We start from the raw sequence: 24355 nt of genomic DNA on the forward strand, positions 1-24355 counted from the left end.
ACTGATGCCGACGCGGACACCGGCATCGATGCCGACACTGATACCGGCACTGATGCCGACACGAATGACGGCACGGATACCGGCACGAATGATGGCGAAGCGCACGACCCTAGTGGGTTCGCCCCGCGCGCCGCGAGCGGTTTTCTCGCCACCTTCGGGTCGCTTGAGGGAGTTTCGGCACGTTCCGTGCAGTATGTAATGCCATGTCCCCTTCCTCCGGTACGAGCGGTATGAGCGGCACGAGCGACGACGACCCCCACCCGAGCGGCTGGGAACCGAGGGACCCCACCCTCGCCGACCCCGGCCCCACGAGACGCCCCCGCCGTGTCCTGCGGACCCTCTTCGGCCTCCTCCTGCTCGGCACGCTGCTGCTCGCCGGCGCGTTCGCCGCCGGCTACCTCCTGGTGGAGATCCCGCCCGCCAACGCCGCCGCCGTCGCCCAGTCCAACGTCTACCTCTACCGGGACGGCACCCCGCTCGCCCGCGACGGCGAGGTCAACCGCGAGAGCGTCCGCCTCGACCAGGTCCCGCTCCCCGTCCGGCAGGCCGTCCTCGCCGCCGAGGAGCGCGACTTCCGGACCTCGCGTGCCGTCGACCCCAAGGCCATGGTCCGCGCCGCCTGGAACACCGTCACCGGCAAGGGCCGCCAGTCCGGCTCCACCATCACCCAGCAGTACGTCAAGAACTACTACCTGGGCCAGGAGCAGACCCTCACCCGCAAGGCCAAGGAGTTCTTCATCGCGATCAAACTCGGCCGCGAGAAGAGCAAGGACGAGATCCTCCAGGGCTACCTGAACACCAGTTACTTCGGCCGCAACGCCTACGGCGTCCAGGCCGCCGCCCGCGCCTACTACGGCAAGGACGTCCAGCAGCTCGACACCACCGAGGGCGCGTACCTCGCCTCCCTCCTCAAGGCCCCCAGCGCCTACGACGTCACCACCCACCCCGAGAACCGGGCGAAGGCCGTCGCCCGCTGGCACTACGTCCTCGACGGCATGGTCGGCGAGGGGTGGCTCAGCCCCGCGGCCCGCGCCGCCGCCCGCTTCCCCGTCCCCCAGACCGCCCGCGCCGCGACCGCCCTCTCCGGCCAGCGCGGCTACCTCGTCCAGGCCGTCGAGGAGTACCTCACCGACCGCGGGATCGTCGACGAGAAGACCCTCGCCGGCGGCGGCTTCCGCATCACCACCACCCTGGAGCCCGCCAAGCAGGAGGCCCTCGTCGAGGCCGTCGAGGAACGGGTGGTCTCCCGGCTCGACCCGGCGAGCGCCCCCGCCGACCGGTACGTGCGGGTCGGGGCCGCGGCCGTCGACCCGGCGACCGGCAAGGTCCTCGCGATGTACGGCGGCGTCGACTACACCCAGCAGTACGTCAACAACGCCACCCGCCGCGACTACCAGGTCGGCTCCACCTTCAAGCCCTTCGTCTTCACCGCCGCCGTCCAGAGCGGCGCCCGGACCCAACAGGGCCTGCCCATCACCCCGCACACCGTCTACGACGGGACCAACCGGCGCCCCGTGGAGGGCTGGAACGGCAGCCCCTACGACCCCGCCAACGAGGACGACGCGAGCTACGGCGACATCGCCGTCGGCGCCGCCACCGATCTGTCGGTCAACACCGTGTACGCCCAGATGGCGGTCGACGTCGGCCCCGCGGACGTACGGCGCACCGCGATCGCCCTCGGTCTGCCCGGCTCCACCCCCGACCTCACCGCCTCCCCGTCCATCGCCCTCGGCGCCGCCACCGCCAGCGTCCTCGACATGGCCTCGGCGTACGCGACGCTCGCCGCGCACGGCCGGAACGGCGCGTACTCCCTCGTCGAGGACATCAGCCGGTACGGCAGGCCGCTCGACCTCCCGGCCGTCGCCCGCCGCCAGGCGGTGAGCCGCGAGGCCGCCGACACGACCACGTCGATCCTGAAGAGCGTCGTCGAGACGGGCACGGGCACGGCCGCGCAGGCGGCGGGACGCCCGGCCGCCGGCAAGACCGGCACGGCGGAGGACGACAAGGCCGCCTGGTTCGCCGGCTACACCCCGGAGCTCGCGACGGTCGTCGCGCTCATGGGCCAGGACCCCGAGTCGGGATCGCAGGAACCGCTGTACGGCGCCCTGGGCCAGCCGCGCATGAACGGCGGCGGGGTGCCGGCCGAGATCTGGGGCCGGTTCACCCGGGAGGCGCTGGAAGGGACGCCGCCCCGGGACTTCGAGCTCCGGCTGATGCCGGGGGCCGAGCCGGTGCCGCCGGCGCCGCCGACGCCGGACGGGTCCGAAGAGGAGGAGGACTGGTACGAGACGGGCGAGGCGGGACCGGGCGCGGCGCGCCGCACCCCGGGCCCGACACATCCGCCGTACCCGTCGTACCCGCCACACGGAACGCGTCAGTGACCGCTCGTCGCCTTGAGCCCCACCACGGCGACGAGCAGCAGACAGACGAAGAAGATGCGGGCGGCGGTCGCCGGCTCACCGAGCACCACCATGCCGAGCACCGCCGCACCGGCCGCGCCGATGCCGACCCACACGCCGTACGCCGTACCGATCGGCAGCGTCTTGGCCGCCTGAGACAGCAGCACCATGGAGGCGACGATCCCGGCGCCGGTGAGGACACTGGGCCAGAACCGGGTGAAACCGTCGGTGTACTTCATACCGACGGACCAGCCGACCTCCAGCAGACCGGCGACGATCAGCAGGACCCAGGCCATGACGAGACACCTCCGCGAGACGGATCAACAGGGGTGCGTCGTCTTGTCGTGAACCCGGTACGGCGCGTCTCGTCGGGGTGCGTCCAGGCTAGCAAAGAACGGGCAGAGGCCCCGGTGACTACGGTCACCGGGGCCTTCGCGCACTTCTTCCTACAGGTAGAGCCCGGTTCCTACAGGTAGAGCCCGGTCGAGTCCGTCGTCCCCTGGAACCGGTCCGCGGCCACCGCGTGCAGGTCGCGCTCCCGCATCAGGACGTACGCGACGCCCCGCACCTCGACCTCGGCACGGTCCTCGGGGTCGTACAGCACCCGGTCGCCGATCTCGACGGTACGGACGTTCTGGCCGACCGCGACCACCTCGGCCCAGGCGAGGCGACGGCCTACGGCGGCCGTCGCCGGGATCAGGATGCCGCCGCCGGAACGCCGCTCCCCCTCCGGGGAGTCGGTGCGGACGAGGACCCGGTCGTGGAGCATCCGGATGGGCAGCTTGTCGTGCGTGTTCTCGCTCACGCCCCGAACCTACCTGCCCGGGCGTGTCGCCCGTACCCGGGGCGGTTCACGCCTTGTGCCGCCGCGAGGAGGAGACGATCAGGCCGACGACGGCGAGGGCCACGACGGCGACCGGGACGACCCGCTCCAGGCGGGGCGCGCCGTCCTCGGTCGTGAGGCGGGCCTTCACGTCCGAGACGACCCGGTTGACGGCGACGAAGGCGCGTCCGGCCGTCTGGTCGACGGTCGAGGCGACCTTCGCCTTGGCGTCCCCGATGATCGTCTTCGGGTGCATCCGAATGCCGATCTCGTCGAGCGTGATGGCAAGCTGCTCGCGCCGGCGGACGATGTCCGCCTCGATCTGCGCAGGGGTCCTGGCCTCCGACACCGCGCTGCCTCCGTAGTCGTGATCCGGTCGTTGATCGGTCCTTGTGGACAGTCTGTCAGCTCCGCCGCCATCGGGTCGCCTCAGACCCCCATTAGGCTCTGGACGCGTAAGCGAACATCCCCGAGGAGAGCCAGCCATGAGCGAGCGACTGCAGCCCGGCGACACCGCCCCCGCCTTCACCCTTCCCGACGCGGACGGCAACGAGGTCTCCCTCGCGGACCACAAGGGCCGCAAGGTCATCGTCTACTTCTACCCGGCGGCCCTCACCCCCGGCTGCACCAAGCAGGCCTGCGACTTCACCGACAACCTGGACGTGCTGGCCGCCGCGGGCTACGACGTCATCGGCGTGTCCCCCGACAAGCCGGAGAAGCTCGCGAAGTTCCGCGAGAAGGAGAACCTGAAGGTCACCCTGGTCGGCGACCCCGAGAAGACGACCCTGGAGGCGTACGGCGCCTTCGGCGAGAAGAAGCTGTACGGCAAGGTGGTGACGGGCGTGATCCGCTCCACGGTCGTGGTCGACGAGGAGGGCAAGGTGGAACACGCCTTCTACAACGTCAAGGCCACGGGCCACGTCGCCAAGATCATGCGCGACCTGGGCGTCTGATCCCCACCCGGTGTGACGGGCGTCTCATTCCAGGATCGTTCCCGTTTGCGAACGGCATGACCGCGCAGAAGTGCCTCTGGAGTCTGCTCACCCCCAGAGAGGACGTACGGTCATGCCGGCCACAGACCGCTCCCCCGCGGGCGATCCCGAGGCTTTGAGACGCCACCCGCACCTGTTCAAGGCCGCCACCCGGCGCCGGCGGCCCAGACTGCGGCGGACCGACATCACGGTCACCGACGAGGCGGCGGTCAAGCGGGCGGTGAGGGCGGCCTCCCTGGGCAACGCCATGGAGTGGTTCGACTTCGGCGTCTACGCCTACCTCGCCGTCACCCTCGGGCACGTCTTCTTCCCGGCCGGGAACGACACGGTCCAGCTGCTGTCGTCGTTCGCGACGTTCGCGGTCGCCTTCCTGGTCCGCCCCCTCGGCGGCATGGTGTTCGGCCCGATGGGTGACCGGCTGGGCCGGAAGAAGGTCCTCGCCCTGACCATGATCCTCATGGCGGTCGGCACCTTCGCGATCGGCATGATCCCCTCGTACGCCTCGATCGGCTTCTGGGCACCGGCGCTCCTGGTGTTCTTCCGCATGCTCCAGGGCTTCTCGACCGGCGGCGAGTACGGCGGCGCCTCGACCTTCATCGCCGAGTACGCCCCCGACCGCCGCCGCGGCTACTTCGGCAGCTTCCTCGAATTCGGCACCCTGGCCGGTTACGTCGGCGCGGCGGGCCTCGTCACGGCGCTCACCGCGTGGCTCGGCCCCGACGCGATGGAGGCGTGGGGCTGGCGCGTCCCGTTCCTCGTCGCGGGCCCCCTGGGCCTGGTCGGCCTCTACCTGCGGCTCCGGCTGGACGAGACGCCCGCCTTCCAGAAGCTGGAGAACGAGTCGGCGCGCGCCTCGGAGGCGGCGGACCCGGTGGAGACCTCCACCAAGGGCGACCTGGCGAAGATCTTCCGGCAGCAGTGGCCCGCGCTGGTCCTGTGCGTCGCCCTGGTCGGCGCGTACAACATCACCGACTACATGCTGCTGTCCTACATGCCGACGTACCTCTCCGACGAACTCGGCTACAGCGAGACCCACGGCCTGCTGATCCTCCTGCTCGTGATGGTCCTGCTCATGCTGGTCATCACCCAGGTCGGCCGCCTCAGCGACCGCTTCGGCCGCAGGCCCGTCCTGATGGCCGGCATGCTCGGCTTCCTCCTGCTCTCCCTGCCCGCCTTCCTCCTGATCGGGCGGGGCGGCGTACCGGCGATCACCGCGGGCATGCTGATGCTCGGCCTCTCGCTGGTCTGCATGCTCGGCACCATGTCGGCGGCGCTCCCGGCGCTCTTCCCGACGGACGTGCGGTACGGCTCCCTGTCGGTGGGCTACAACCTGTCGACCTCCCTCTTCGGCGGTACGACCCCGCTCGTCATCACGGCCCTGATCGGCGCGACCGGCAGCAATCTGATGCCGGCGTACTACGCGATGGGCGCGGCGCTCGTCGGCGTGATCGCGGTGGCCTGCATGAAGGAGACGGCCCGGCGCCCCCTGGACGGATCGCCGCCGTCGGTGGCGACCCCGGAGGAGGCCGCCGAGCTGATCCTGGCCCGGACACCGGAACCGAGGTTCTGACCCCCTCCGCCGTCGGAACGGCCCGCACCGGAGCGCGTCCGGTGCGGGCCGTTCCGTTTTCCGCACGCGATACGTACGCGATATGGCGTGACCGTCCGATATTCGGGTCGTTAGTCCGTACGAGATCCGTACTGGGGAGGGAGCTCCATGGGGACGAGCGCGTACACGAAGGAACGGCTGGAAGCGGCGGCACGGGGAGCGCGGACGCTGACGGAGGCGCTGGAGCGGCTGGGGGTGGACCCGAGGAGCGGGTCGCGGCGCTATCTGCACGACCGCATGCGGAAGCTGGGGGTGGACACGTCGCACTTCGAGCGGGAAGGAGTGCGGTGGACGCGGGAGGTCTTGGCTGAGGCGGTGGCGGCGTCCACGAACATGTGCGAGGTGCTGCGGCGGCTTGGGGTGGAGGTCGTGGGCGGGCAGCACACGCACATCAGCCGCCGGATCAAGGCGTACGGAATCGATGTCTCGCACTTCCGCGCACCATCCCGCCAGGGCAAGCCTTGGCGCCCCCGGACACCCGAGACCCTGCTCGTGGAGCAGACCGGTCCGCAGACCCGGCGCATCCCCAGCGACCGTCTCGCCTGGGCACTGGCGGAGTCCGGGGCCCAGAAGCGGTGCGCGATGTGCGGCAACGATGGCTTGTGGCGCGGCCGCCCTCTCCGGCTGGAGATCGACCACGTCGACGGCGACTGGCGCAACAACCGCATCGAGAACCTGCGGTTCCTCTGCCCCAACTGCCACTCGGCAACGGACAACTACCGGGGCCGGGGGAAGGGGCGGCGTCGGTGAGGGAGGGCATCCGGTACACGCGCGAGCGGCTGACCGAAGCAGCCTCGCGATGCGCGGACATCAACGAGGTCATGGACTTCTTCGGAGTGCAGCCGTACGACAAGCTGCGACGCTACCTCCTGAAGCGCTTCGCCCACTACAGCATCGACATCTCGCACTTCCCACACCGCCGACGCGGCAGGCAGCTGCTCCGTCCGACGGCGGAGGAGCTGCGGAGCGCGGTCGAGGGATCCCTCTCCGTCTCTGGCGCTCTGCGCCTCCTGGGCAGACCTGACAGTGGGCAGGCTCGGGACCTGTTCCGGCGATGGACAACGGAGGACGGCCTGAGCACCGCACACTTCCTAGGACAGGCCCACCAACGGGGCAAACCTGGGCCGACGAGGCCGGCGACGGAGATTCTGGTCCGGCACGACGGCAGACGCAGGACCAGGACGTACCTACTCCGGCGGGCGCTCCGCGAGGTGGGGGTGCCAGAGGAGTGCGCCGAATGCGGCACCGGGCTCGAATGGCTCGGGACATCGATAACCCTGGAGATCGATCACATCAACGGGGACTGGAGCGACGACCGGCGCGAAAACCTGCGGCTTCTGTGCCCCAACTGCCATGCAACCACTGACACCTGGTGCAGGGGAGGACGAAGCCGACAGGGCCGGTAAGGTATGGGCGACGGGCCCGTATCCCAGCTGGTTAGAGGACGCCGTTTTAGAGGCGGTGCGTCGTGGGTTCGAGTCCCACCGGGCCTACGTCGCAGGCGCGGCACCCACAAGGTGCCGCGCCTTTCGCGTCCTCAGCCCACCAGTTCCCGCACCACCGGCACCAGCGCCCGGAACGCCTTGCCGCGGTGGCTGATCGCGTTCTTCTCCTCCGGGGTCAGCTGGGCGCACGTCACGTCGTGGCCCTCCGGCTGGAGGATCGGGTCGTAGCCGAAGCCGTTCGTGCCGACCGGGGCGTGGCGGAGGGTGCCCGGCATGCGGCCTTCCACCACTCGTTCCGTGCCGTCGGGCAGTGCCAGGGCCGCCGCGCAGGCGAAGTGGGCGCCGCGGTGGGCGTCGTCGATGTCCGAGAGCTGGGCCAGGAGCAGGTTCAGGTTGGCCTTGTCGTCGCCGTGGGTGCCGGCCCAGCGGGCGGAGAAGATGCCGGGGGCGCCGTTCAGGACGTCGACGCAGAGGCCCGAGTCGTCGGCGACGGCCGGGAGGCCGGTGGCCCGGGCCAGGGCGTGGGCCTTCAGGAGGGCGTTCTCGGCGAAGGTGACGCCCGTCTCCTTGACGTCGGGGACGTCGGGGTACGCGTCCGCGCCGACGAGTTCGAGGTCGAGGCCCGCGTCGGCGAGGATCGCGTGGAGTTCGGTGATCTTGCCCGCGTTGCGGGTGGCGAGGATCAGTCGCTGTCGGGTCATGCCCCCGATTATCCCGGGGTGCAGACCTTGGCCACCTCGCTCGCGGCGTCGGTGACCGGCGTGATGTCGGGGGTCGTGTCGCCGTTCTTGACCGCCGTGCGGACGGAGTCGACGCCCTTGGTGAGGTCGTCCACGGCCTTGGAGAGGTCGGCGTTGTCCGTGGTGTTCTTGAGGTTGCCCAGTTCGGTGGAGATCTGGTTCAGGGACTCCTCGATCTGCGTCACGTCGTTGGAGGCGTTCGAGACCGCCTGCTGGAGGTTCTGCACGGACGTGGCTATCGCGTCGGCGGTCTTGACGCAGTCCATGGCGGTGTCGAGGGCTCCGCAGCCGCTCAGGACGGTGGTGAGCGCGGCGGCCGTGGCCATGGCGAGTGCGAGACGGCGCTTCAAGGCGGGTCCTCCCCCAGGTGCGTACAGACGTGCGGACGGGCGGGCGCACGGATCGTACCGGGTGCCCGCCCGTCAGGACGCAGCCAGGTGTCAGAGGGTTCCTTCGAGGGCCTTGCGCTGGATCTCGGCCAGTTCGGCGCAGCCGCCGGAGGCGAGGTCGAGGAGGGCGTTGAGCTCCTTGCGGTCGAAGGGCTCGGCCTCGGCGGTGCCCTGGACCTCGACGAAGCGGCCGTCGCCGGTGCAGACGACGTTCATGTCGGTCTCGGCGCGGACGTCCTCCTCGTAGCAGAGGTCGAGGAGGGGGACGCCGTCGACGATGCCGACGGAGACGGCGGCGACGCTGCCGGTGAGGGGCTTGCGGCCGGCCTTCACCAGCTTCTTGTTCTGCGCCCAGGTGATGGCGTCGGCGAGGGCGACGTAGGCGCCGGTGATGGCGGCGGTGCGGGTGCCGCCGTCGGCCTGGAGGACGTCGCAGTCGAGGACGATGGTGTTCTCGCCGAGGGCCTTGTAGTCGATGACGGCGCGCAGGGAGCGGCCGATGAGGCGGGAGATCTCGTGGGTGCGGCCGCCGATCTTGCCGCGGACGGACTCGCGGTCGCCGCGGGTGTTGGTGGCCCGGGGGAGCATGGAGTACTCCCCGGTGACCCAGCCTTCGCCGCTGCCCTTGCGCCAGCGCGGGACGCCTTCGGTGACGGAGGCGGTGCAGAAGACCTTGGTGTCGCCGAAGGAGATGAGGACGGAGCCCTCGGCGTGCTTGCTCCAGGCGCGTTCGATGGTGACGGGGCGGAGCTGTTCGGGGGTACGGCCGTCGATGCGAGACATGGGACGAGCCTAGCCGGACATGGCGGAGGGCCCGTTCCCCTGCCGGAGCGGGCCCTCCTGGGGAAGCGAGCGGATGGCTCAGGCTCGCTTCGGGTCCGTGAGCCGGTGGCTCACATCAGGTCTTCGATCTCCGCGGCGATCGGGTCGGCGTCGGTGCCGATGACGACCTGGATGGCGGTGCCCATCTTGACGACGCCGTGGGCGCCGGCGGCCTTCAGGGCGGCCTCGTCGACGAGGGAGGCGTCCACGACCTCGGTGCGCAGGCGGGTGATGCAGCCTTCGACCTCTTCGATGTTGTCGATGCCGCCGAGCCCGGCGACGATCTTCTCAGCCTTGCTGGCCATGTGTTTCTCCCTGTCCGTTCCGTTCGCGAGGACGCGAATCTCGGCGCACCTGCGGTCCGTTTTGTCACGGTAACCCACGGTTGGCCCAACTTCGCGAGCAAGGACAGCCGTTCTGCCGAATGATGACGATCACCGGCGGCCTGTCCTCAGCGGGCTCCCGGAGCCTACCGCAACTGGTCTACACCAGTGTGCAACGAGATGCGGGCCCGGCCTGTTCCGGGCAGGGAGGACGCCGATGAGTACCGACAGCGCCGCGGCGGCACCGGAGCCGAAGCCGAAGCGGTCCGTCTCGTGGGGCGGGCTCTTCCAGGGTCTCCAGAAGATGGGCCGGAGCCTCCAGCTCCCCATCGCCGTCCTCCCGGCCGCCGGCATCATCAACCGCCTGGGGCAGCCGGACGTCTTCGGTGCCGACGGTCTCGGCTGGGACAACGTAGCGAAGGTGATGGCGGGCGCCGGTGGTGCGCTGCTCGACGGCAACCTCGGCCTACCCCTGCTGTTCTGCATCGGTGTCGCGATCGGCATGGCGAAGAAGGCGGACGGCTCGACCGCGCTCGCCGCGGTGGTCGGCTTCCTCGTCTACTACAACGTGCTGCGCCAGTTCCCGAAGGACTGCCCGCCGGGCACGAAGGACATCAGCGGCGGCTGCCTCGCCCCCGAGGAGGTCTTCACCGGGTACACGTACCAGAACCCGGGCGTCTTCGGCGGCATCGTCATGGGTCTGCTCGCCGCCTGGTTCTGGCAGCGCTACCACCGCAAGAAGCTGGTCGACTGGCTGGGCTTCTTCAACGGCCGCCGCCTGGTCCCGATCATCATGACGTTCGTCGCGATCGCGTTCGCCGCGATCTGCCTGTGGATCTGGCCGCCGATCGGCGACGGACTGGAGAACTTCAGCGACTGGCTGGTCGGGCTCGGCGCGTGGGGCTCGGGCATCTTCGGCGTCGCCAACCGAGCGCTCCTCGTCATCGGCCTGCACCAGTTCCTGAACGTGCCGATCTGGTTCCAGTTCGGCACGTACACCAAGCCGGACGGCACGGTGGTCCACGGCGACATCCCCATGTTCCTCGCGGGCGACCCGAACGCCGGGCAGTTCCTGACGGGCTTCTTCCCGATCATGATGTTCGCGCTGCCCGCCGCGGCGCTCGCGATCACCCACACCGCGAAGCCGCACCGCCGGAAGGCGGTCGGCGGCATGATGCTCTCGGTCGCGCTGACCTCGTTCGTCACCGGCATCACCGAGCCGATCGAGTACTCGTTCCTCTTCATCGCGCCGCTGCTGTACGCGATCCACGCCGTGCTGACCGGCGTCTCGATGGCGGTGACCTGGGCGCTCGGCGTGAAGGACGGCTTCAGCTTCTCGGCCGGCCTGATCGACTACGTGATCAACTGGAACCTCGCGACGAAGCCGTGGCTGATCATTCCGATCGGTCTGGGGTTCGCGGTCGTGTACTACGTGATCTTCAGGTTCGCGATCGTCAGGTTCGACCTTCCGACGCCCGGCCGCGAGCCGGAGGAGGTCGAGGAGGAGATCGAGCGCGACAACGTCAAGTAGCCCGGCGGTCACCCGCCGGAGCCCGGCCGCTTTCGGGGCTTTCGCCTCCTCGCGAGGCCCCCTCGCAAGGCCCGTGAAAGGCCCCTGGACCTGACCGTCCGGGGGCCTTTTGTCGTGCATTTCCAGCTATGGCTGAGCGCACAGAATTCACAGGTTCCTTATCTAAGTCTCACGTGCTACAACTGGTCTACACCACTCATTGGTGTAGACCACGCGGTCCAGACCACCGCGTTCCACGAGACGCCGCCGTCACCCCCTTTTCATGTCCTCTGGCGGCGCCTTGCCTTACTGGAGGAAGTTGATGAGTACGGCCACCGCCCAGGCCGCCGCTCCCGCGAAGAAGCGCGGATCCGGCCTGTTCCAGGGCCTGCAGAAGGTCGGTCGCAGCCTGCAGCTGCCGATCGCCGTGCTGCCGGCCGCGGGTATCTTGCTCCGTCTCGGCCAGCCCGACGTCTTCGGCAAGGACGGACTCGGTTGGGACAAGGTCGCCTCCGTGTTCGCCACGGCCGGCGGCGCTGTCTTCGACAACCTGCCCCTGCTCTTCTGCATCGGCGTCGCCATCGGCTTCGCCAAGAAGGCGGACGGCTCCACCGCCCTGGCCGCGCTCGTCGGATTCCTGGTCTACAGCAACGTGCTGAAGGCCTTCCCGATCACCGAGGCCGTCGTCAACACGACCGCCAACAAGGGCGTCGACGTCGCCGCGACGTACAACAACCCGGGTGTCCTCGGCGGCATCCTGATGGGTCTGCTCTCGGCCGTCCTGTGGCAGCGGTTCCACCGCACCAAGCTCGTCGACTGGCTCGGCTTCTTCAACGGCCGCCGTCTCGTCCCGATCATCATGGCCTTCGTCGGCACCGCCGTCGGTGTCGTCTTCGGCCTGGTCTGGGAGCCGATCGGCGAGGGCATCTCCAGCTTCGGCGAGTGGATGACCGGACTCGGCGCCGGTGGCGCCGGCCTCTTCGGCCTCATCAACCGCGCGCTGATCCCCGTCGGCATGCACCAGTTCGTGAACACCGTCTCCTGGTTCCAGATCGGCGACTTCACCAATGCCGCCGGCGAGGTCGTCCACGGTGACCTCAACCGCTTCTTCGCCGGTGACCCGAGCGCCGGAATCTTCATGTCGGGCTTCTTCCCGATCATGATGTTCGGCCTCCCGGCCGCCGCGATCGCCATCGCCCACGCCGCCCGCCCCGAGCGCCGCAAGGCCGTCATGGGCATGATGATCTCCCTCGCGCTGACCTCCTTCGTCACGGGCATCACCGAGCCGATCGAGTTCACCTTCATGTTCATCGCGCCGGTCCTGTACGCGATCCACGCGGTCCTGACCGCCGTGTCCATGGCCGTCACCTGGGCCTTCGGCGTCCACGCGGGCTTCACCTTCTCCGCCGGCGGCATCGACTACCTGCTCAACTGGAACCTCGCGACCAAGCCGTGGTTGATCATCCCGATCGGCCTCGTCTTCGCGGCGATCTACTACGTGGTCTTCCGCTTCGCGATCGTCAAGTTCAACCTCCCCACCCCGGGCCGCGAGCCCGAGGAGGAGGTCGAGGACCTCACCAAGGCGTGAGCCCCACCCGCACGGCCGAAGGGCCCCGGAACCGTACGCACGGTTCCGGGGCCCTTCCCCTGTCCTCGGAAGTCCTCAGACCTCGTAGACCGCGCCCGGTCTCGCCAGCTCCGACGGGCCCTTGTAGACCTCGCGGGCGTCCCGCAGGTTCCGCTCGCCGTCCGTCCACGGCGGGATGTGGGTGAGCACCAGGCGGCCCACCCCCGCCCGGGCCGCGTGGGCGCCGGCCTCCCGCCCGTTGAGGTGGAGGTCCGGGACCTCCTCCTTGCCGTGGGTGAAGGAGGCCTCGCAGAGGAAGAGGTCGGCGCCTTCGGCGAGGTCGTGCAGCGCGTCGCAGACCCCGGTGTCCCCGGAGTACGTGAGCGAACGGCCGCCGTGCTCGACCCGGATGCCGTACGCCTCGACCGGGTGGCACACCTTCTCCGTACGGACGGAGAACGGGCCGATCCGGAAGCTGCCGCCGGACTTCAGCGTGTGGAAGTCGAAGACCTCGCTCATCGAGGTGGCCGAGGGCGTGTCGGCGTACGCCGTGGTCAGCCGCTGCTCGGCGCCCTCCGGCGCGTAGACGGGGAGCGCGTCGCAGCGCCCGCCCTCGTGCCGGTAGTAGCGGGCGACGAAGTACCCGCACATGTCGATGCAGTGGTCCGCGTGCAGGTGGCTGAGGAAGATCGCGTCGAGGTCGTACAGACCGATGTGGCGCTGCAGCTCGCCCAGGGCGCCGTTGCCCATGTCGAGGAGCAGCCGGAAGCCGTCGGCCTCGACGAGGTAGCTCGAACAGGCCGAGTCCGCGGACGGGAACGACCCGGAGCAGCCGACGACGGTGAGCTTCATGGAGCGTGAACCTCCGTGGACGGGTGCGGGAAGCGCGCTGAGGGAGGGGAGGCTGTGCGGTCTGTCGAGCGTAAGGCGCGCCCGGGCCCGGCGCTCCTTCGTGGTGGCCCGTTGTGGGCGAACTCACGGGCTCTGTCACCGGTTCGGATGGATGGCGGGCCGCGGCGGCGGGGTGGTGCGCGCCCCGGTACCTTCTTGAGGTATGGACACGTCGTGGTGGCCCGCGCTGGTCGCGGTCGTGGTGATCGCGCTGGCCGTGGCGCTCGCCGACGGGCGGAAGCGGTCTTCGCGGCGGCCGGCGGGGCGGACGCGGCCGCCGGCGCGGCCGGTGCCGCGGGGGCGGGTGCCGGAGCGGCTTCCTCGGGCGGGGGAGATCTGGTGGGCGGACGTGCCGTACGAGGACGGGCCCGGGTCGAAGGACCGGCCCTGTCTGGTGCTCGCGGTACGGGGGGACAACGCGCTCGTCGCCAAGATCACCAGCAAGTACCACGACGAGCGGCCGGGGGTGATCGCGCTCCCGCCCGGCTCCGTGGGCGACGCCCAGGGGCGGCCCAGCTTCCTGGAGACGGACGAGCTGCGGGACGTGCCGGTGTGGGAGTTCCGGCGGAGGGTGGGGACGGCGGACCCGGTCGTGTGGGACCAGGTCCGCCATCTCACGCGGTAGCTTTCCGCGGGGCGCCTACGGGTGCGGGGCCTACGGGTGCGGGGCCGGGCGACAGGAGCCCGGGCCCGGCAGGGGGCGCCGTCCGGTGTGCCCGCCCTCCCCCGAGCTCTCGGCTTCGCTCGGGCAGGGGGATCCCCCTCGCCCCTGGCGGACGATCGCCCGCACCTCCTGCGCCTCCTACGCCCAGAGCTGGCCCTGGACCGCTTCGATCGCTTCCTCCGTCGTCTTGGCCGTGTAGAGGCCCGTCGACAGGTACTTCCAGCCGCCGTCCGCGACGACGAAGGCGATGTCGGCGGACTCGCCCGCCTTGAGCGCCTTGTTGCCGACTCCGATGGCCGCGTGCAGGGCGGCGCCGGTGGAGACCCCCGCGAAGATGCCCTCCTGCTGGAGGAGTTCGCGGGTGCGGGTGACCGCGTCGGCGGAGCCGACCGAGAAGCGGGTGGTGAGGACGGAGGCGTCGTACAGCTCGGGCACGAAGCCCTCGTCGAGGTTGCGCAGGCCGTAGACGAGGTCGTCGTAGCGCGGCTCGGCGGCGACGATCTTGACGTCGGGCTTGTGCTCGCGCAGGTAGCGGCCGACGCCCATCAGCGTTCCCGTCGTGCCGAGGCCGGCGACGAAGTGGGTGATGGAGGGGAGGTCGGCGAGGATCTCGGGGCCGGTGGTGGCGTAGTGGGCACCCGCGTTGTCCGGGTTGCCGTACTGGTAGAGCATCACCCAGTCGGGGTGCTCCTCGGAGAGCTCCTTGGCGACCCGTACGGCCGTGTTGGATCCCCCGGCCGCCGGGGAGGAGATGATCTCCGCGCCCCACATGGCGAGCAGCTGGCGGCGCTCCTCGCTGGTGTTCTCGGGCATGACGCAGACGATGCGGTAGCCCTTGAGCTTGGCGGCCATGGCGAGGGAGATGCCGGTGTTGCCGCTGGTCGGCTCCAGGATGGTGCAGCCGGGGGTGAGGCGGCCGTCCTTCTCCGCCTGCTCGATCATGTGGAGCGCGGGGCGGTCCTTGACCGAGCCGGTGGGGTTGCGGTCCTCCAGCTTCGCCCAGATGCGGACGTCGTCCGAGGGCGAGAGCCGGGGGAGGCGGACCAGCGGCGTGTTGCCGACGGCGGCCAGCGAGGAGTCGTAACGCATGGATCAGACCATGCCGCCGGCGACGGCCGGCAGGATCGTGACGTTGTCGCCGTCGGTGAGCTTGGTCTCGATGCCGTCGAGGAAGCGGACGTCCTCGTCGTTCAGGTAGACGTTGACGAAGCGGCGGAGCTTGCCGCCGTCGACGATGCGCGCCTCGATCCCGGTGTGGCGGGTCTCCAGGTCGGCGAAGAGCTCGGCGAGGGTCCCGCCCTTGCCCTCGACGGCCTTCTCGCCGTCGGTGTAGGTGCGGAGGATGGTCGGGATGCGGACCTCGATGGCCATGGCGTGGGCTCTCCTGTCGGAAGTGGCGTGATGGGCGCGCTTCTGTGGCCCCGCGCGGAGGGGGTCGTACGGTGAGGGCGCTCGGCCGGTCGCTCAGAGCGCAGCGCGTGCGGTACGGCGTGCAGTACAGATCGCGCTGGCGAGGCGGCACAGGTCGACGTGCAGGCGTGCCACGAGCAGGGTGGTGCTCGGAGTCTCTTCGCTCACGTCGTGGGAAACCATGGGCTCATCGTATCGATTCCCGGTCCGGGTTTCGGAATGTGATCTCACACTGTGGATGGTTTCTGACCGACTGGCGGACCGCACAAGTGGAGGGGGCCCTTCGCGCGGGGTGGAGGGCGTCCGTCCGGCATGCCGGGGGGGCCCTCCGTCCCTCTCGCGCACTTCCGACGGCGCCCTGCTCGCCGGGGCCGCCGGTCGCGTCCTACTCGTACGCCTCCACGACCTTGACCTCCTCCTCCGTCACGACGCCGTCGACGATCGTGTAGGAGCGGAACTGGAAGGGGCCGGCGCCGTCGGCGTCGGCGGTGGAGACGAGGACGTAGTGGGCGTTCGGCTCGTTCGCGTAGGAGATGTCCGTGCGGGACGGGTAGGCCTCGGTCGCGGTGTGCGAGTGGTAGACGATGACGGGCTCCTCGTCCCGGTCGTCCATGTCGCGGTAGAGCTTGAGCAGGTCCCCGGAGTCGAACTCGTAGAAGGTGGGCGAGCGGGCGGCGTTGAGCATCGGGATGAACCGCTCGGGGCGTCCGCTGCCGACGGGGCCCGCGACCACGCCGCAGGCCTCGTCGGGGTGGTCCGCGCGGGAGTGCTCCACGATCTGGTCGTACAGGGCCTGGGTGATGGTCAGCATGCCGACAGGATAAGCAGACGGGCCGTTCCGTACCGATGTTTGGTACGGAACGGCCCGGATGCTGAGACCTTGCAGGTCAGGAGCGCTTCGCGAAGGCCGCGCCCTCGGGGTTGCGGGCCTTGAGGACCAGGTAGGAGACGGCGAGGACCAGGCCCCAGACCGGCGCGCCGTACAGCGCGACCCGGTTGTCCGCGTCCATGCCCATGGTCACGACGACCATGCCGATGAAGGCGAGCGAGAAGACGCTGAACCAGATGCCGCCCGGCGCCTTGAAGGAGGACTGGGGCAGCTCGCCGCGGTCGGCCTTGAGCCGGTAGCGGATCTGGCAGATCAGGATGACGATCCAGGCCCACATGCCGGAGATGGTGGCGAAGGAGACGACGTAGTTGAACGCCTCGCCGGGCCACTGGTAGTTGACCCAGACGCCGACCATCATGAGCGCGGCCGAGAACGTGGTGCCCACCAGCGGGGTGCCGGACTTGGTCAGGCGGGTGAAGACCTTCGGGCCCTGGCCGTTGAGCGCGAGGTCGCGCAGCATGCGGCCGGTGGAGTACATGCCCGAGTTGCAGGAGGACAGGGCCGCCGTGAGGACGACGAAGTTGACGATCGCGGCGCCGATGCCGAGGCCCATCTTCTCGAAGGCCGCGACGAACGGGCTGACGCCCGGCTTGAACGCGGTCCACGGGACGACCGAGAGGATCATGATCAGCGCGCCGACGTAGAAGACGGCGATGCGCCACGGCACGGTGTTGATCGCCTTCGGCAGGACCGTCTTGGGGTCCTTCGACTCGCCCGCCGTCACGCCGACCAGCTCGACCGCGAGGAACGCGAACATGACCATCTGGAGGGTCATCAGGGTCGAGAAGATGCCGTCGTCGCCGGCGAAGAAGCCGCCGAGGTCCCACAGGTGGGTGACGGAGGCGGTGGCGCCGGCGTCGGAGAAGCCGAGGGTGAGGATGCCGGCGCAGATCAGGATCATGCCGATGATCGCGGTGACCTTGACCATGGAGAACCAGAACTCCAGCTCACCGAAGAGCTTCACGGAGATCAGGTTGGCGCCGTAGAGGATCACGGTGAAGACGAGGGCGGAGAGCCACTGCGGGATGTCCCACCAGTACGTCATGTAGGTGGCCGCGGCGGTGACCTCGGTGATGCCGGTGACGACCCAGAAGAGCCAGTACGTCCAGCCGGTCGCGAAGCCCGCGAAGGGGCCGATGAACTCGCGGGCGTACTCCGAGAAGGAGCCCGACACCGGGCGGTACATGAGGAGCTCGCCGAGCGCCCGCATGATGAAGAAGATGACGAGGCCCGCGATGGCGTACGCGAGGATCAGGCTGGGTCCCGCGATGGAGATGCCCTTGCCCGCGCCGAGGAAGAGCCCGGTGCCGATGGCACCGCCGATCGCGATCATCTGGATCTGCCGGGCGCCGAGTGCCCGGTGGTAACCCTCGCCCGAGGCGGAGTCCGCGGCCTCATTGCCGTCGTGCTGCTTGTCGACCTGCACTGAGGTCATGGTGGTGCGCCTTTCTCCATGCTGATCCGCGCGACTGCGAGTGCGTCTGCCGCGGATCAGATCCTGATCCCCCCGGATGTGGATGGAGTGCTACCGGCGGTCAGCCGGCCCGAGCGCCCTCGGGAACAGGGGTGGCGTGCCCGAGTGGTCGTGAAGATTTATCACGGCGTGGGAGGTGATCGACGGAGTTGCGTGTGGCGCACACCACAAAAAAATACGGACAAAGGGAGCGCAAGATGGCCAGGCGGACGCTCTGATAACGCATTCGTTATCCGGATTTGAGCGTCCGCTGAGCGAACGCCCCCTGTCGCGGGGATGGCGCTACGGCATCAGGGTCGCGACGAGCGACTCCTGGAGCGCCCCCAGCCAGAGGTACGCCATCACCATCGGCTTGCGCGGGTCGGAGTCCGGCAGCCGGTACAGCTGCTCGCTGTCCTCGTCGTCCGTGACCTCCAGGCGGGTGCCGATGGTCAGCCGGAGGTCGTTGAGCGCGCCGAGCCAGGACCGGGACTCGTCCGGGGTGAGCTTCAGGATCGCGCCGCCCTCCCCCGCCGCCTCCGCGGAGAGGGAGTCCAGGGCGCGCACGACCGCGAGGGCGTCCTCGCGCTTGCGGGCCCGCAGGTCGTTCTCGGTGTAGCGGCGGAAGTCGGAGGCGGCCGCCCGCAGCTCCTCGCTGTCGTCCCCGTACGCGTCGGGGAAGAGGCGCCGCAGCGCGGGGTCGGACGGCGGCTCGCTCGGCCCCTCGGCGAAGAGCGCGGCCAGCGGGTCCTCGTCCGCGGCGGGCTCGTCGCCCGGGCCGATCAGCTCCATGAGCTGGACGGCGAGGGAGCGGAGGATGGAGATCTCGACGTCGTCGAGCGCGACGGCCGCGCCGCCGCCCGGCAGGGCCTCGAACTGCCCGGCCATCAGACGCGGTCCTGGGAGAGGGTCGCCCACAGGCCGTAGCCGTGCATCGCCTGCACGTCCCGTTCCATCTCCTCGCGGGTGCCGCTGGAGACCACCGCGCGGCCCTTGTTGTGCACGTCGAGCATCAGCTTGTGCGCCTTGTCCTTGGAGTATCCGAAGTACGACTGGAAGACGTACTCCACATAGCTCATCAGGTTGACCGGATCGTTGTGCACGAGGGTCACCCAGGGCACGTCGGGTTCGACGACCGCGGAGACCTCCTCGGCCGATTCCGTACGTTCGATCTCAATAGGCGCGACGCTCACTCACCCCATGTTGTCACCCCTGGGGGGCGGTCGCGCAAACGGGGCGCGCCCACGCCTGCCGAACGGCGGTGCACTCCCCGCGATAGAAATCGTCACTCTGACGATTTCTGCGCTAGCATCACTGACATGAACGCTGCGGACCTTGGGCTGCCGGTGGACGTGCCGTCGACCGCGCTCTTCACCGATCAGTACGAGCTGACCATGCTCCAGGCGGCCCTGCGGGCCGGCACCGCCGACCGGCGCTCCGTCTTCGAGGTCTTCACCCGGCGGCTGCCCGAGGGGCGGCGCTACGGCGTCCTCGCGGGCGTCGGCCGGGTCCTGGACGCCGTCGAGAACTTCCGGTTCGACCCCGCCGTCCTGGGCTTCCTGCGGGAACGCTCCATCGTCGACGAGCCGACCCTGGAATGGCTCGCCCGCTACCGCTTCTCCGGCGACATCTGGGGCTACCCCGAGGGCGAGGTGTACTTCCCCGGCTCCCCCGTGCTGCGCGTCGAGGGCTCCTTCGCGGAGTGCGTGCTCCTGGAGACCGTGATCCTCTCGATCCTCAACCACGACTCGGCCATCGCGGCCGCCGCCTCCCGCATGTCGGCCGCGGCCGGCGGACGGCGCCTGATCGAGATGGGCGCCCGCCGCACCCACGAGCTGGCGGCCGTCGCCGCCTCCCGCGCCGCGTACGTCGGAGGCTTCGACTCGACCTCCGACCTCGCGGCCGGCTTCCGCTACGGCATCCCGACCGTCGGCACCTCCGCCCACGCCTTCACCCTGCTCCACGACAGCGAGCGGGACGCCTTCCGGGCCCAGGTGGAGACCCTGGGGCGCGGCACGACCCTGCTCGTCGACACCTACGACGTGACCGAGGCCGTCCGTACCGCCGTCGAGATCGCCGGACCCGAGCTGGGGGCCGTACGGATCGACTCCGGCGACCTGCTGCTCGTCGCGCACCGGGTGCGGGCGCAGCTCGACGAGCTGGGCGCCCGGGACACGAAGATCGTGGTCACCTCGGACCTCGACGAGTACGCCATCGCCTCGCTCGCGGCGGCCCCCGTCGACGCGTACGGAGTGGGCACGCAGCTGGTCACCGGCAGCGGTCACCCCACCTGCTCGATGGTCTACAAGCTGGTCGCCCGGGCCGCCTCGGCCGACCCGAAGGCGCCCCTGGTGCCGGTGGCCAAGAAGTCGCTGGGCGGCAAGGCCTCCGTCGGCGGCCGCAAGTGGGCGGCGCGCCGGCCCGACGCGGCCGGGGTCGCCGAGGCGGAGGTCGTGGGCACCGGACCGGTCCCGCCGGAGCTCGCCGACCACCAGCTGCTCGTCGAGCTGGTCAAGGGCGGCGACGTGGTGGCCCGGGAGCCCCTGGAGGCCGCCAGGTCCCGGCACATCGCGGCCCGCGAGGGGCTGCCGATGTCGGCGATGCAGCTGTCGCGGGGCGAGCCGGTCCTGCCGACCGAGTACGCCTGACCCCGGACCCGCGGCAGCCCTCGGTGCCGCACGCCCGACCCCGGACCCGCGGCAGCCCTCGGTGCCGCACGCCCGATCCCGGACACGCAGGAGTGCTCGGTGACGCCCCCTCCCGCCGGGAGGGGGAAGTCTCTAGGCTCGAAGTCTTCCTCCCGACCCGCTAAGGACACCCGCCATGCACCGCGCATTGATCGTTGTGGACGTTCAGAACGACTTCTGCGAGGGCGGCAGCCTCGCGGTGACCGGCGGCGCGGACGTCGCCGCCGCCATCACCGACCTGGTGGGCCAGACGGCGGGCACCTCCTACCGGCACGTCGTCGCCACCCGCGACCACCACGTCGACCCGGGCGCGCACTTCGCCCCGGCCGGCGAGGCGCCGGACTACGAGTCCTCCTGGCCGGTGCACTGCGTGGCCGGCACGGAGGGCGTCGGCTTCCACCCGAACTTCGCGCCCGCCGTCGCCAGCGGGGCGATCGACGCCGTCTTCGACAAGGGGGCGTACGCCGCGGCGTACAGCGGCTTCGAGGGGTACGACGAGAACGGGCAGACGCTCGCGGACTGGCTGCGCTCGCGGGACGTCACCGAGGTCGACGTGGTCGGCATCGCCACCGACCACTGCGTCCGGGCCACGGCCCTGGACGCGGCCCGGGAGGGCTTCCGCACCCACGTCCTGCTCGACCTGACGGCCGGCGTGGCCGAGGAGACCACGGCCCGGGCCCTGGAGGAGCTCCGGACGGCGGGCGTGGAACTGACGGGCAGGCCGGTCGTCGCGTAGGCCTACGCGGCGGGTTCCCTCGGGAGGGACCGCACGGGATGCCAGAGCTCCTGGGCGGCGCCCGGGGTGGGTCTCCACAGCAGGCCGTCCGGGTGGTGCAGGACCGCGGTGACCTCGTCCGGGGTGGGCGGCTCCGAGTTGCCGCGGAGGTAGACCGCCCGCAGCCCCAGGTTCCGCAGCCTGGTCAGGGCGCGGGCGCGGTTGGCGGCGTGGACCAGGAAGCGGACGGTGGCGCCGTCGCCGGCCGGGCTGGGCAGCCCTATGGCGACGACCACGCTGCCTCCCGGCAGCTTGCAGAACCCTCCGTTGGGCATGCGGAACCACTCCCCCCGTGGATCGGATGTCAATAAGAACAGCGGTCAGACGCACCTAAACACGATCGGCCGCCGCCCGCTAGAGGGCGACGGCCGATCATGCTTTGACCTGCGGTTTTACAAATTAATTGGTCGAGGGGCCGACCTGAACCGTGATCGTCTGGCCATCCTTCGGCTCCTTGACGACCTGGATCTTGGTGTTGGTGTCAGTTACCTGGACACCGGCGCGCGGGGTCTCGGCGAACCAGTAGACGCCCTTGCGGTCGTCGAAGGTCGGGTTGCCGGCCTGCGACGGGACCCAGGTGGCGACGCCCTTGTTGTGCAGCTGGAAGCCGTCCGTGCGGGAGATGCTGAACGGCGAGTCGTAGGCCTGGATGCGGTTGCGCATCAGCGTGCCGTCGGACCACTTCAGCGGGCTCGGGTGGGCGTCGATCGGGAGGACGCGGCCCACGCCCGGGTGCTTGGAGGTGTTGTTGTCCTTCTGGGACAGGTCCCACTTCCAGATGAGCAGACCGTTCTGGTACGGGTAGTGCTCGACCCAGCTCGCCTTGTCACCCGTGAAACCGAAGTTGTACGGGCCGACCTTGAGGGTCTTGTCGTACGAGACGTACTGGCGGTTCTCCGCGATGTAGTACTGCTCGTACTCCTTGCTGAAGCCCTTCGCGATCCGCGAGAAGCCCTTGGCGACCCAGCCGTTGTCACCGTTCTCGGCACCGTCCGAGAAGACGGCGGCACCGTCGGCGGTCAGCGTGATGGCGTCGGCGGTGAAGCCCTTGCCGCCCGCGCCGCCGTCCGTCTGGTAGCGGAAGCGGAGGTCGAACTTCTTGCCCGCGTAGGCACCGAGGTCGTACGACAGCTTCTTGTACGCGCCGGAGACGTCGGTCAGCGACGGAGCGCCGCTCGCGTCGCGCGGCAGGGCCACCCCGTCGGCGGTGCCGTCGAGGGCGGTCCAGTTGGCGCCGCCGTCGGTGGACACCTCGGTGTAGAGGAAGTCGTAGCCCTTCTCGATGTCCCACCAGCCCTGGAGGTCCAGGGAGGCCGAGGACTTGCCCGTCAGGTCGACGGAACGCGTGAGGGTGTTCTTGAGGTCGTCACCCATGTTGCTCCACCACTGGCTGGCGCCTTCGGCGGGGGCCACGACATCGGTGGTGACGGACTTCTTCGGCAGCTCGACGACGAGCGCCTGCGGGTTCTTGGTGTTGTACTCCGAGACGCCCAGCTTGTGGGTGGTCTTGGTGCCACGCTGCCAGTCGTTGACCTTGGCGTAGTTCAGCCAGCCGAGCTGGAGCTTGTCCCAGGCGGTCATGTCGCCGGGCAGGTCGCCGATGGCGTCCTTGCCCTGGCCGAGCCAGGAGCCGGAGGACATGAGCGTCCAGAACCCGGTGGAGTTCTCGCCGCCCGAGGTGTCGTAGTGGTCCGGCAGACCGAGGTCGTGGCCGTACTCGTGCGCGAAGACGCCGAGGCCGCCGTTCTCCGGCTGCATCGTGTAGTCGCCGACCCACATGCCGGTGTCACCGATCGGGGTGCCGCCGGCCTTGTTGTTCGAGGGGCCGGTCTTGCCCGCGTCGGTGCCGTAGGCGTACCAGCGGTGGGCCCACAGGGCGTCCTCGCCCTCGGCGCCACCGCCGGCCGACTCGTCCTCGCCCGCGTGCACGAGCTGGAAGTGGTCGATGTAGCCGTCGGGCTCGTTGAAGTTGCCGTCGCCGTCGAAGTCGTAACGGTCCCACTGGTCGTACGTGGCCAGCTGGGCCTTGATCTGAGCGTCGGTCTGGCCCTTGGCCTTCTGGTCGGCGACCCAGGCGTTGAGGCCGTCGCGGACCGTGTCCCAGACGTTGTTGCAGTTGTGGTCGCCGCACCAGTTCGAGCCGTAACGGGCCTCGTTGTACGGGACCTTGACCCAGTCGGAGACCGTGCCGTCGACCGAGTAGCGACCGGACGAGGTCCGCTCGTAGTAGGTCTTCAGGGACTCCTTGGGCTTGCCGTCGGCGTCCTTGCCCGTACCGAAGTACAGGTCCTGGAAGTGCTGCCGGTCGTAGTCCGCCTGCCAGGCCGTGGAGTTGTCGTTCGCACGGTCCGGCTGGGCTATGGAGTTGTGCAGCGGGCCGGGCGTGCCGCCGTACTTCGGCTTGAGCTCCGACGTCTCGTCGTCCTCGCGGTCGACGAGGGTGGTGTTGTCGACCTGGTCGCCGAACTCGACGAGGATCGTGAAGATCTTGTCGGTCTTCTCGCGGGCCAGCTCGACGTACTTCTTGCTGCCGAGCTTGACGACCTGAGAGCCGCCCCGCTTCTCGACCTTGGCGTCACCGTTCAGCACCTGCTCCAGGGCAGCCTTGCGCTGCTGCTCCTGCCTGGCGCTGAAGGGGCCTTCGAGGTCGTGGTCGACCGCCGTCTTGTCGACGGTCTGGATGCCGGCCGGCGTCACGCTGTCGTGGTTCTCGGCCCAGGCGGTGGTGAAGGTCGAGGCGGTGGCAGCGGTGGCCGCGAGCGCCACGACGACTGCGGACGCTCTGATCGCCCGTCGTCTGTTGGTCACTTGATGTTGTCCTCCCCGGCGCCCGCGCCGACGGACCGAAGGTGGGGTGTCCGTCCGGCGGGGTCGCGCGTCACAAGTGACGACATTCGACCGGAGTGGGACGAGAAAAGACAGATCTTGACTTGAACGGGTCAACTGCACTATGCAGGACTCGTTTTC

Annotated in this window: 27 protein-coding genes, 1 tRNA gene and 1 riboswitch; of the genes, 11 read left to right on the top strand and 17 right to left on the bottom strand. The window is 69.8% G+C overall.

Features of this window, described 5'->3' with window-relative positions:
• Positions 1-230: 230 nt before the first annotated feature.
• A complete protein-coding gene (locus K7G60_RS23265) occupies positions 231-2381 on the top strand; it encodes a transglycosylase domain-containing protein (protein WP_225802868.1) in 2151 nt (716 codons plus the stop codon).
• Here K7G60_RS23265 and K7G60_RS23270 read toward each other — a convergent pair.
• From K7G60_RS23270 to K7G60_RS23280, 3 genes are all read right to left on the bottom strand, one after another.
• Positions 2375-2695: a multidrug efflux SMR transporter gene (locus K7G60_RS23270; RefSeq protein WP_225802869.1), complete on the bottom strand. Its 321-nt coding sequence runs from the start codon at positions 2693-2695 to the stop codon at positions 2375-2377. The two genes, K7G60_RS23265 and K7G60_RS23270, sit on opposite strands and share 7 nt — an antisense overlap.
• A 32-nt stretch (positions 2696-2727) precedes the next feature.
• Positions 2728-2801: riboswitch (guanidine-III (ykkC-III) riboswitch) on the bottom strand.
• A 64-nt stretch (positions 2802-2865) separates the two neighbouring features.
• Positions 2866-3204, bottom strand: a complete 339-nt coding sequence (locus K7G60_RS23275) for a co-chaperone GroES (protein ID WP_015033852.1) — start codon at positions 3202-3204, stop codon at positions 2866-2868.
• Between the two features lie 46 nt (positions 3205-3250).
• Complete coding sequence (locus K7G60_RS23280) at positions 3251-3571, bottom strand: DUF3618 domain-containing protein (protein ID WP_225802870.1); 321 nt, start codon at positions 3569-3571, stop codon at positions 3251-3253.
• 136 nt (positions 3572-3707) lie between these two features.
• Between K7G60_RS23280 and bcp the strand changes: the two genes are divergently transcribed.
• From bcp to K7G60_RS23305, 5 genes are all read left to right on the top strand, one after another.
• Positions 3708-4175, top strand: coding sequence for a thioredoxin-dependent thiol peroxidase (bcp, locus tag K7G60_RS23285; protein WP_225802871.1), 468 nt, complete (start codon positions 3708-3710; stop codon positions 4173-4175).
• Between the two features lie 112 nt (positions 4176-4287).
• Positions 4288-5784 (top strand): glycine betaine/L-proline transporter ProP, encoded by a 1497-nt coding sequence (proP, locus tag K7G60_RS23290; protein WP_225802872.1) that lies wholly within the window; start codon positions 4288-4290, stop codon positions 5782-5784.
• A 147-nt stretch (positions 5785-5931) separates the two neighbouring features.
• Positions 5932-6573, top strand: a complete 642-nt coding sequence (locus K7G60_RS23295) for an HNH endonuclease signature motif containing protein (protein WP_225802873.1) — start codon at positions 5932-5934, stop codon at positions 6571-6573.
• The gene (locus K7G60_RS23300; protein ID WP_225802874.1) at positions 6570-7229 is read left to right on the top strand and encodes an HNH endonuclease signature motif containing protein; all 660 of its coding nucleotides are present in this window, start codon (positions 6570-6572) and stop codon (positions 7227-7229) included. The genes K7G60_RS23295 and K7G60_RS23300 overlap by 4 nt, the downstream gene beginning before the upstream one ends.
• A gap of 12 nt (positions 7230-7241) precedes the next feature.
• Positions 7242-7316 (top strand) — tRNA-Leu (locus K7G60_RS23305).
• Between the two features lie 44 nt (positions 7317-7360).
• Here K7G60_RS23305 and rdgB read toward each other — a convergent pair.
• The 4 genes from rdgB to K7G60_RS23325 form a co-directional block, all read right to left on the bottom strand.
• On the bottom strand, positions 7361-7969 hold the full coding sequence (gene rdgB, locus K7G60_RS23310) for an RdgB/HAM1 family non-canonical purine NTP pyrophosphatase (protein ID WP_225802875.1): 609 nt from the start codon (positions 7967-7969) through the stop codon (positions 7361-7363).
• Between the two features lie 8 nt (positions 7970-7977).
• Entirely contained in the window at positions 7978-8334 is a 357-nt protein-coding gene (locus K7G60_RS23315) for a hypothetical protein (protein WP_225802906.1), read from the bottom strand.
• 114 nt (positions 8335-8448) lie between these two features.
• Positions 8449-9180: a ribonuclease PH gene (gene rph / locus K7G60_RS23320; RefSeq protein WP_225802876.1), complete on the bottom strand. Its 732-nt coding sequence runs from the start codon at positions 9178-9180 to the stop codon at positions 8449-8451.
• 110 nt (positions 9181-9290) lie between these two features.
• Positions 9291-9524, bottom strand: coding sequence for a glucose PTS transporter subunit EIIB (locus tag K7G60_RS23325; RefSeq protein WP_123452717.1), 234 nt, complete (start codon positions 9522-9524; stop codon positions 9291-9293).
• Between the two features lie 235 nt (positions 9525-9759).
• Between K7G60_RS23325 and K7G60_RS23330 the strand changes: the two genes are divergently transcribed.
• On the top strand, positions 9760-11073 hold the full coding sequence (locus K7G60_RS23330; RefSeq protein WP_225802877.1) for a PTS transporter subunit EIIC: 1314 nt from the start codon (positions 9760-9762) through the stop codon (positions 11071-11073).
• Positions 11074-11374: 301 nt separating this feature from the next.
• The gene (locus K7G60_RS23335) at positions 11375-12640 is read left to right on the top strand and encodes a PTS transporter subunit EIIC (protein ID WP_225802878.1); all 1266 of its coding nucleotides are present in this window, start codon (positions 11375-11377) and stop codon (positions 12638-12640) included.
• Between the two features lie 75 nt (positions 12641-12715).
• On the opposite strand, the gene K7G60_RS23340 is transcribed toward K7G60_RS23335, so the two are convergent.
• Positions 12716-13471, bottom strand: a complete 756-nt coding sequence (locus K7G60_RS23340; protein WP_225802879.1) for an MBL fold metallo-hydrolase — start codon at positions 13469-13471, stop codon at positions 12716-12718.
• A gap of 202 nt (positions 13472-13673) precedes the next feature.
• Between K7G60_RS23340 and K7G60_RS23345 the strand changes: the two genes are divergently transcribed.
• Entirely contained in the window at positions 13674-14135 is a 462-nt protein-coding gene (locus K7G60_RS23345; protein WP_225802880.1) for a type II toxin-antitoxin system PemK/MazF family toxin, read from the top strand.
• 177 nt (positions 14136-14312) lie between these two features.
• Here K7G60_RS23345 and K7G60_RS23350 read toward each other — a convergent pair whose 3' ends face one another.
• The 7 genes from K7G60_RS23350 to clpS form a co-directional block, all read right to left on the bottom strand.
• Positions 14313-15263, bottom strand: coding sequence for a PLP-dependent cysteine synthase family protein (locus K7G60_RS23350; RefSeq protein WP_225802881.1), 951 nt, complete (start codon positions 15261-15263; stop codon positions 14313-14315).
• A gap of 3 nt (positions 15264-15266) precedes the next feature.
• On the bottom strand, positions 15267-15545 hold the full coding sequence (locus K7G60_RS23355; protein WP_225802882.1) for a MoaD/ThiS family protein: 279 nt from the start codon (positions 15543-15545) through the stop codon (positions 15267-15269).
• Positions 15546-15638: 93 nt separating this feature from the next.
• Positions 15639-15767: a putative leader peptide gene (locus K7G60_RS38900; protein ID WP_263986233.1), complete on the bottom strand. Its 129-nt coding sequence runs from the start codon at positions 15765-15767 to the stop codon at positions 15639-15641.
• Between the two features lie 202 nt (positions 15768-15969).
• Positions 15970-16395, bottom strand: coding sequence for a Mov34/MPN/PAD-1 family protein (locus K7G60_RS23360; RefSeq protein ID WP_225802883.1), 426 nt, complete (start codon positions 16393-16395; stop codon positions 15970-15972).
• Positions 16396-16471: 76 nt separating this feature from the next.
• Complete coding sequence (locus tag K7G60_RS23365; protein WP_225802884.1) at positions 16472-17908, bottom strand: amino acid permease; 1437 nt, start codon at positions 17906-17908, stop codon at positions 16472-16474.
• 321 nt (positions 17909-18229) lie between these two features.
• Positions 18230-18814: a DUF2017 domain-containing protein gene (locus tag K7G60_RS23370; protein ID WP_225802885.1), complete on the bottom strand. Its 585-nt coding sequence runs from the start codon at positions 18812-18814 to the stop codon at positions 18230-18232.
• The gene (clpS, locus tag K7G60_RS39215) at positions 18814-19119 is read right to left on the bottom strand and encodes an ATP-dependent Clp protease adapter ClpS (RefSeq protein WP_123452739.1); all 306 of its coding nucleotides are present in this window, start codon (positions 19117-19119) and stop codon (positions 18814-18816) included. The genes K7G60_RS23370 and clpS overlap by 1 nt, the downstream gene beginning before the upstream one ends.
• 126 nt (positions 19120-19245) lie before the next feature.
• On the opposite strand from clpS, the gene K7G60_RS23380 reads away from it, so the two are divergent.
• Entirely contained in the window at positions 19246-20574 is a 1329-nt protein-coding gene (locus K7G60_RS23380; RefSeq protein WP_225802886.1) for a nicotinate phosphoribosyltransferase, read from the top strand.
• A gap of 175 nt (positions 20575-20749) precedes the next feature.
• Positions 20750-21349, top strand: a complete 600-nt coding sequence (locus K7G60_RS23385) for an isochorismatase family protein (RefSeq protein ID WP_225802887.1) — start codon at positions 20750-20752, stop codon at positions 21347-21349.
• Between the two features lie 2 nt (positions 21350-21351).
• On the opposite strand, the gene K7G60_RS23390 is transcribed toward K7G60_RS23385, so the two are convergent.
• Both K7G60_RS23390 and K7G60_RS23395 read right to left on the bottom strand, forming a co-directional pair.
• Positions 21352-21663, bottom strand: a complete 312-nt coding sequence (locus K7G60_RS23390) for a hypothetical protein (protein WP_225802888.1) — start codon at positions 21661-21663, stop codon at positions 21352-21354.
• 124 nt (positions 21664-21787) lie between these two features.
• Positions 21788-24196, bottom strand: coding sequence for an immune inhibitor A domain-containing protein (locus K7G60_RS23395; RefSeq protein ID WP_225802889.1), 2409 nt, complete (start codon positions 24194-24196; stop codon positions 21788-21790).
• Between the last annotated feature and the right edge of the window lie 159 nt (positions 24197-24355).

Origin of the sequence: Streptomyces sp. NK15101 (assembly GCF_020400725.1) — a bacterium.
Taxonomy (GTDB): Bacteria; Actinomycetota; Actinomycetes; order Streptomycetales; family Streptomycetaceae; genus Streptomyces.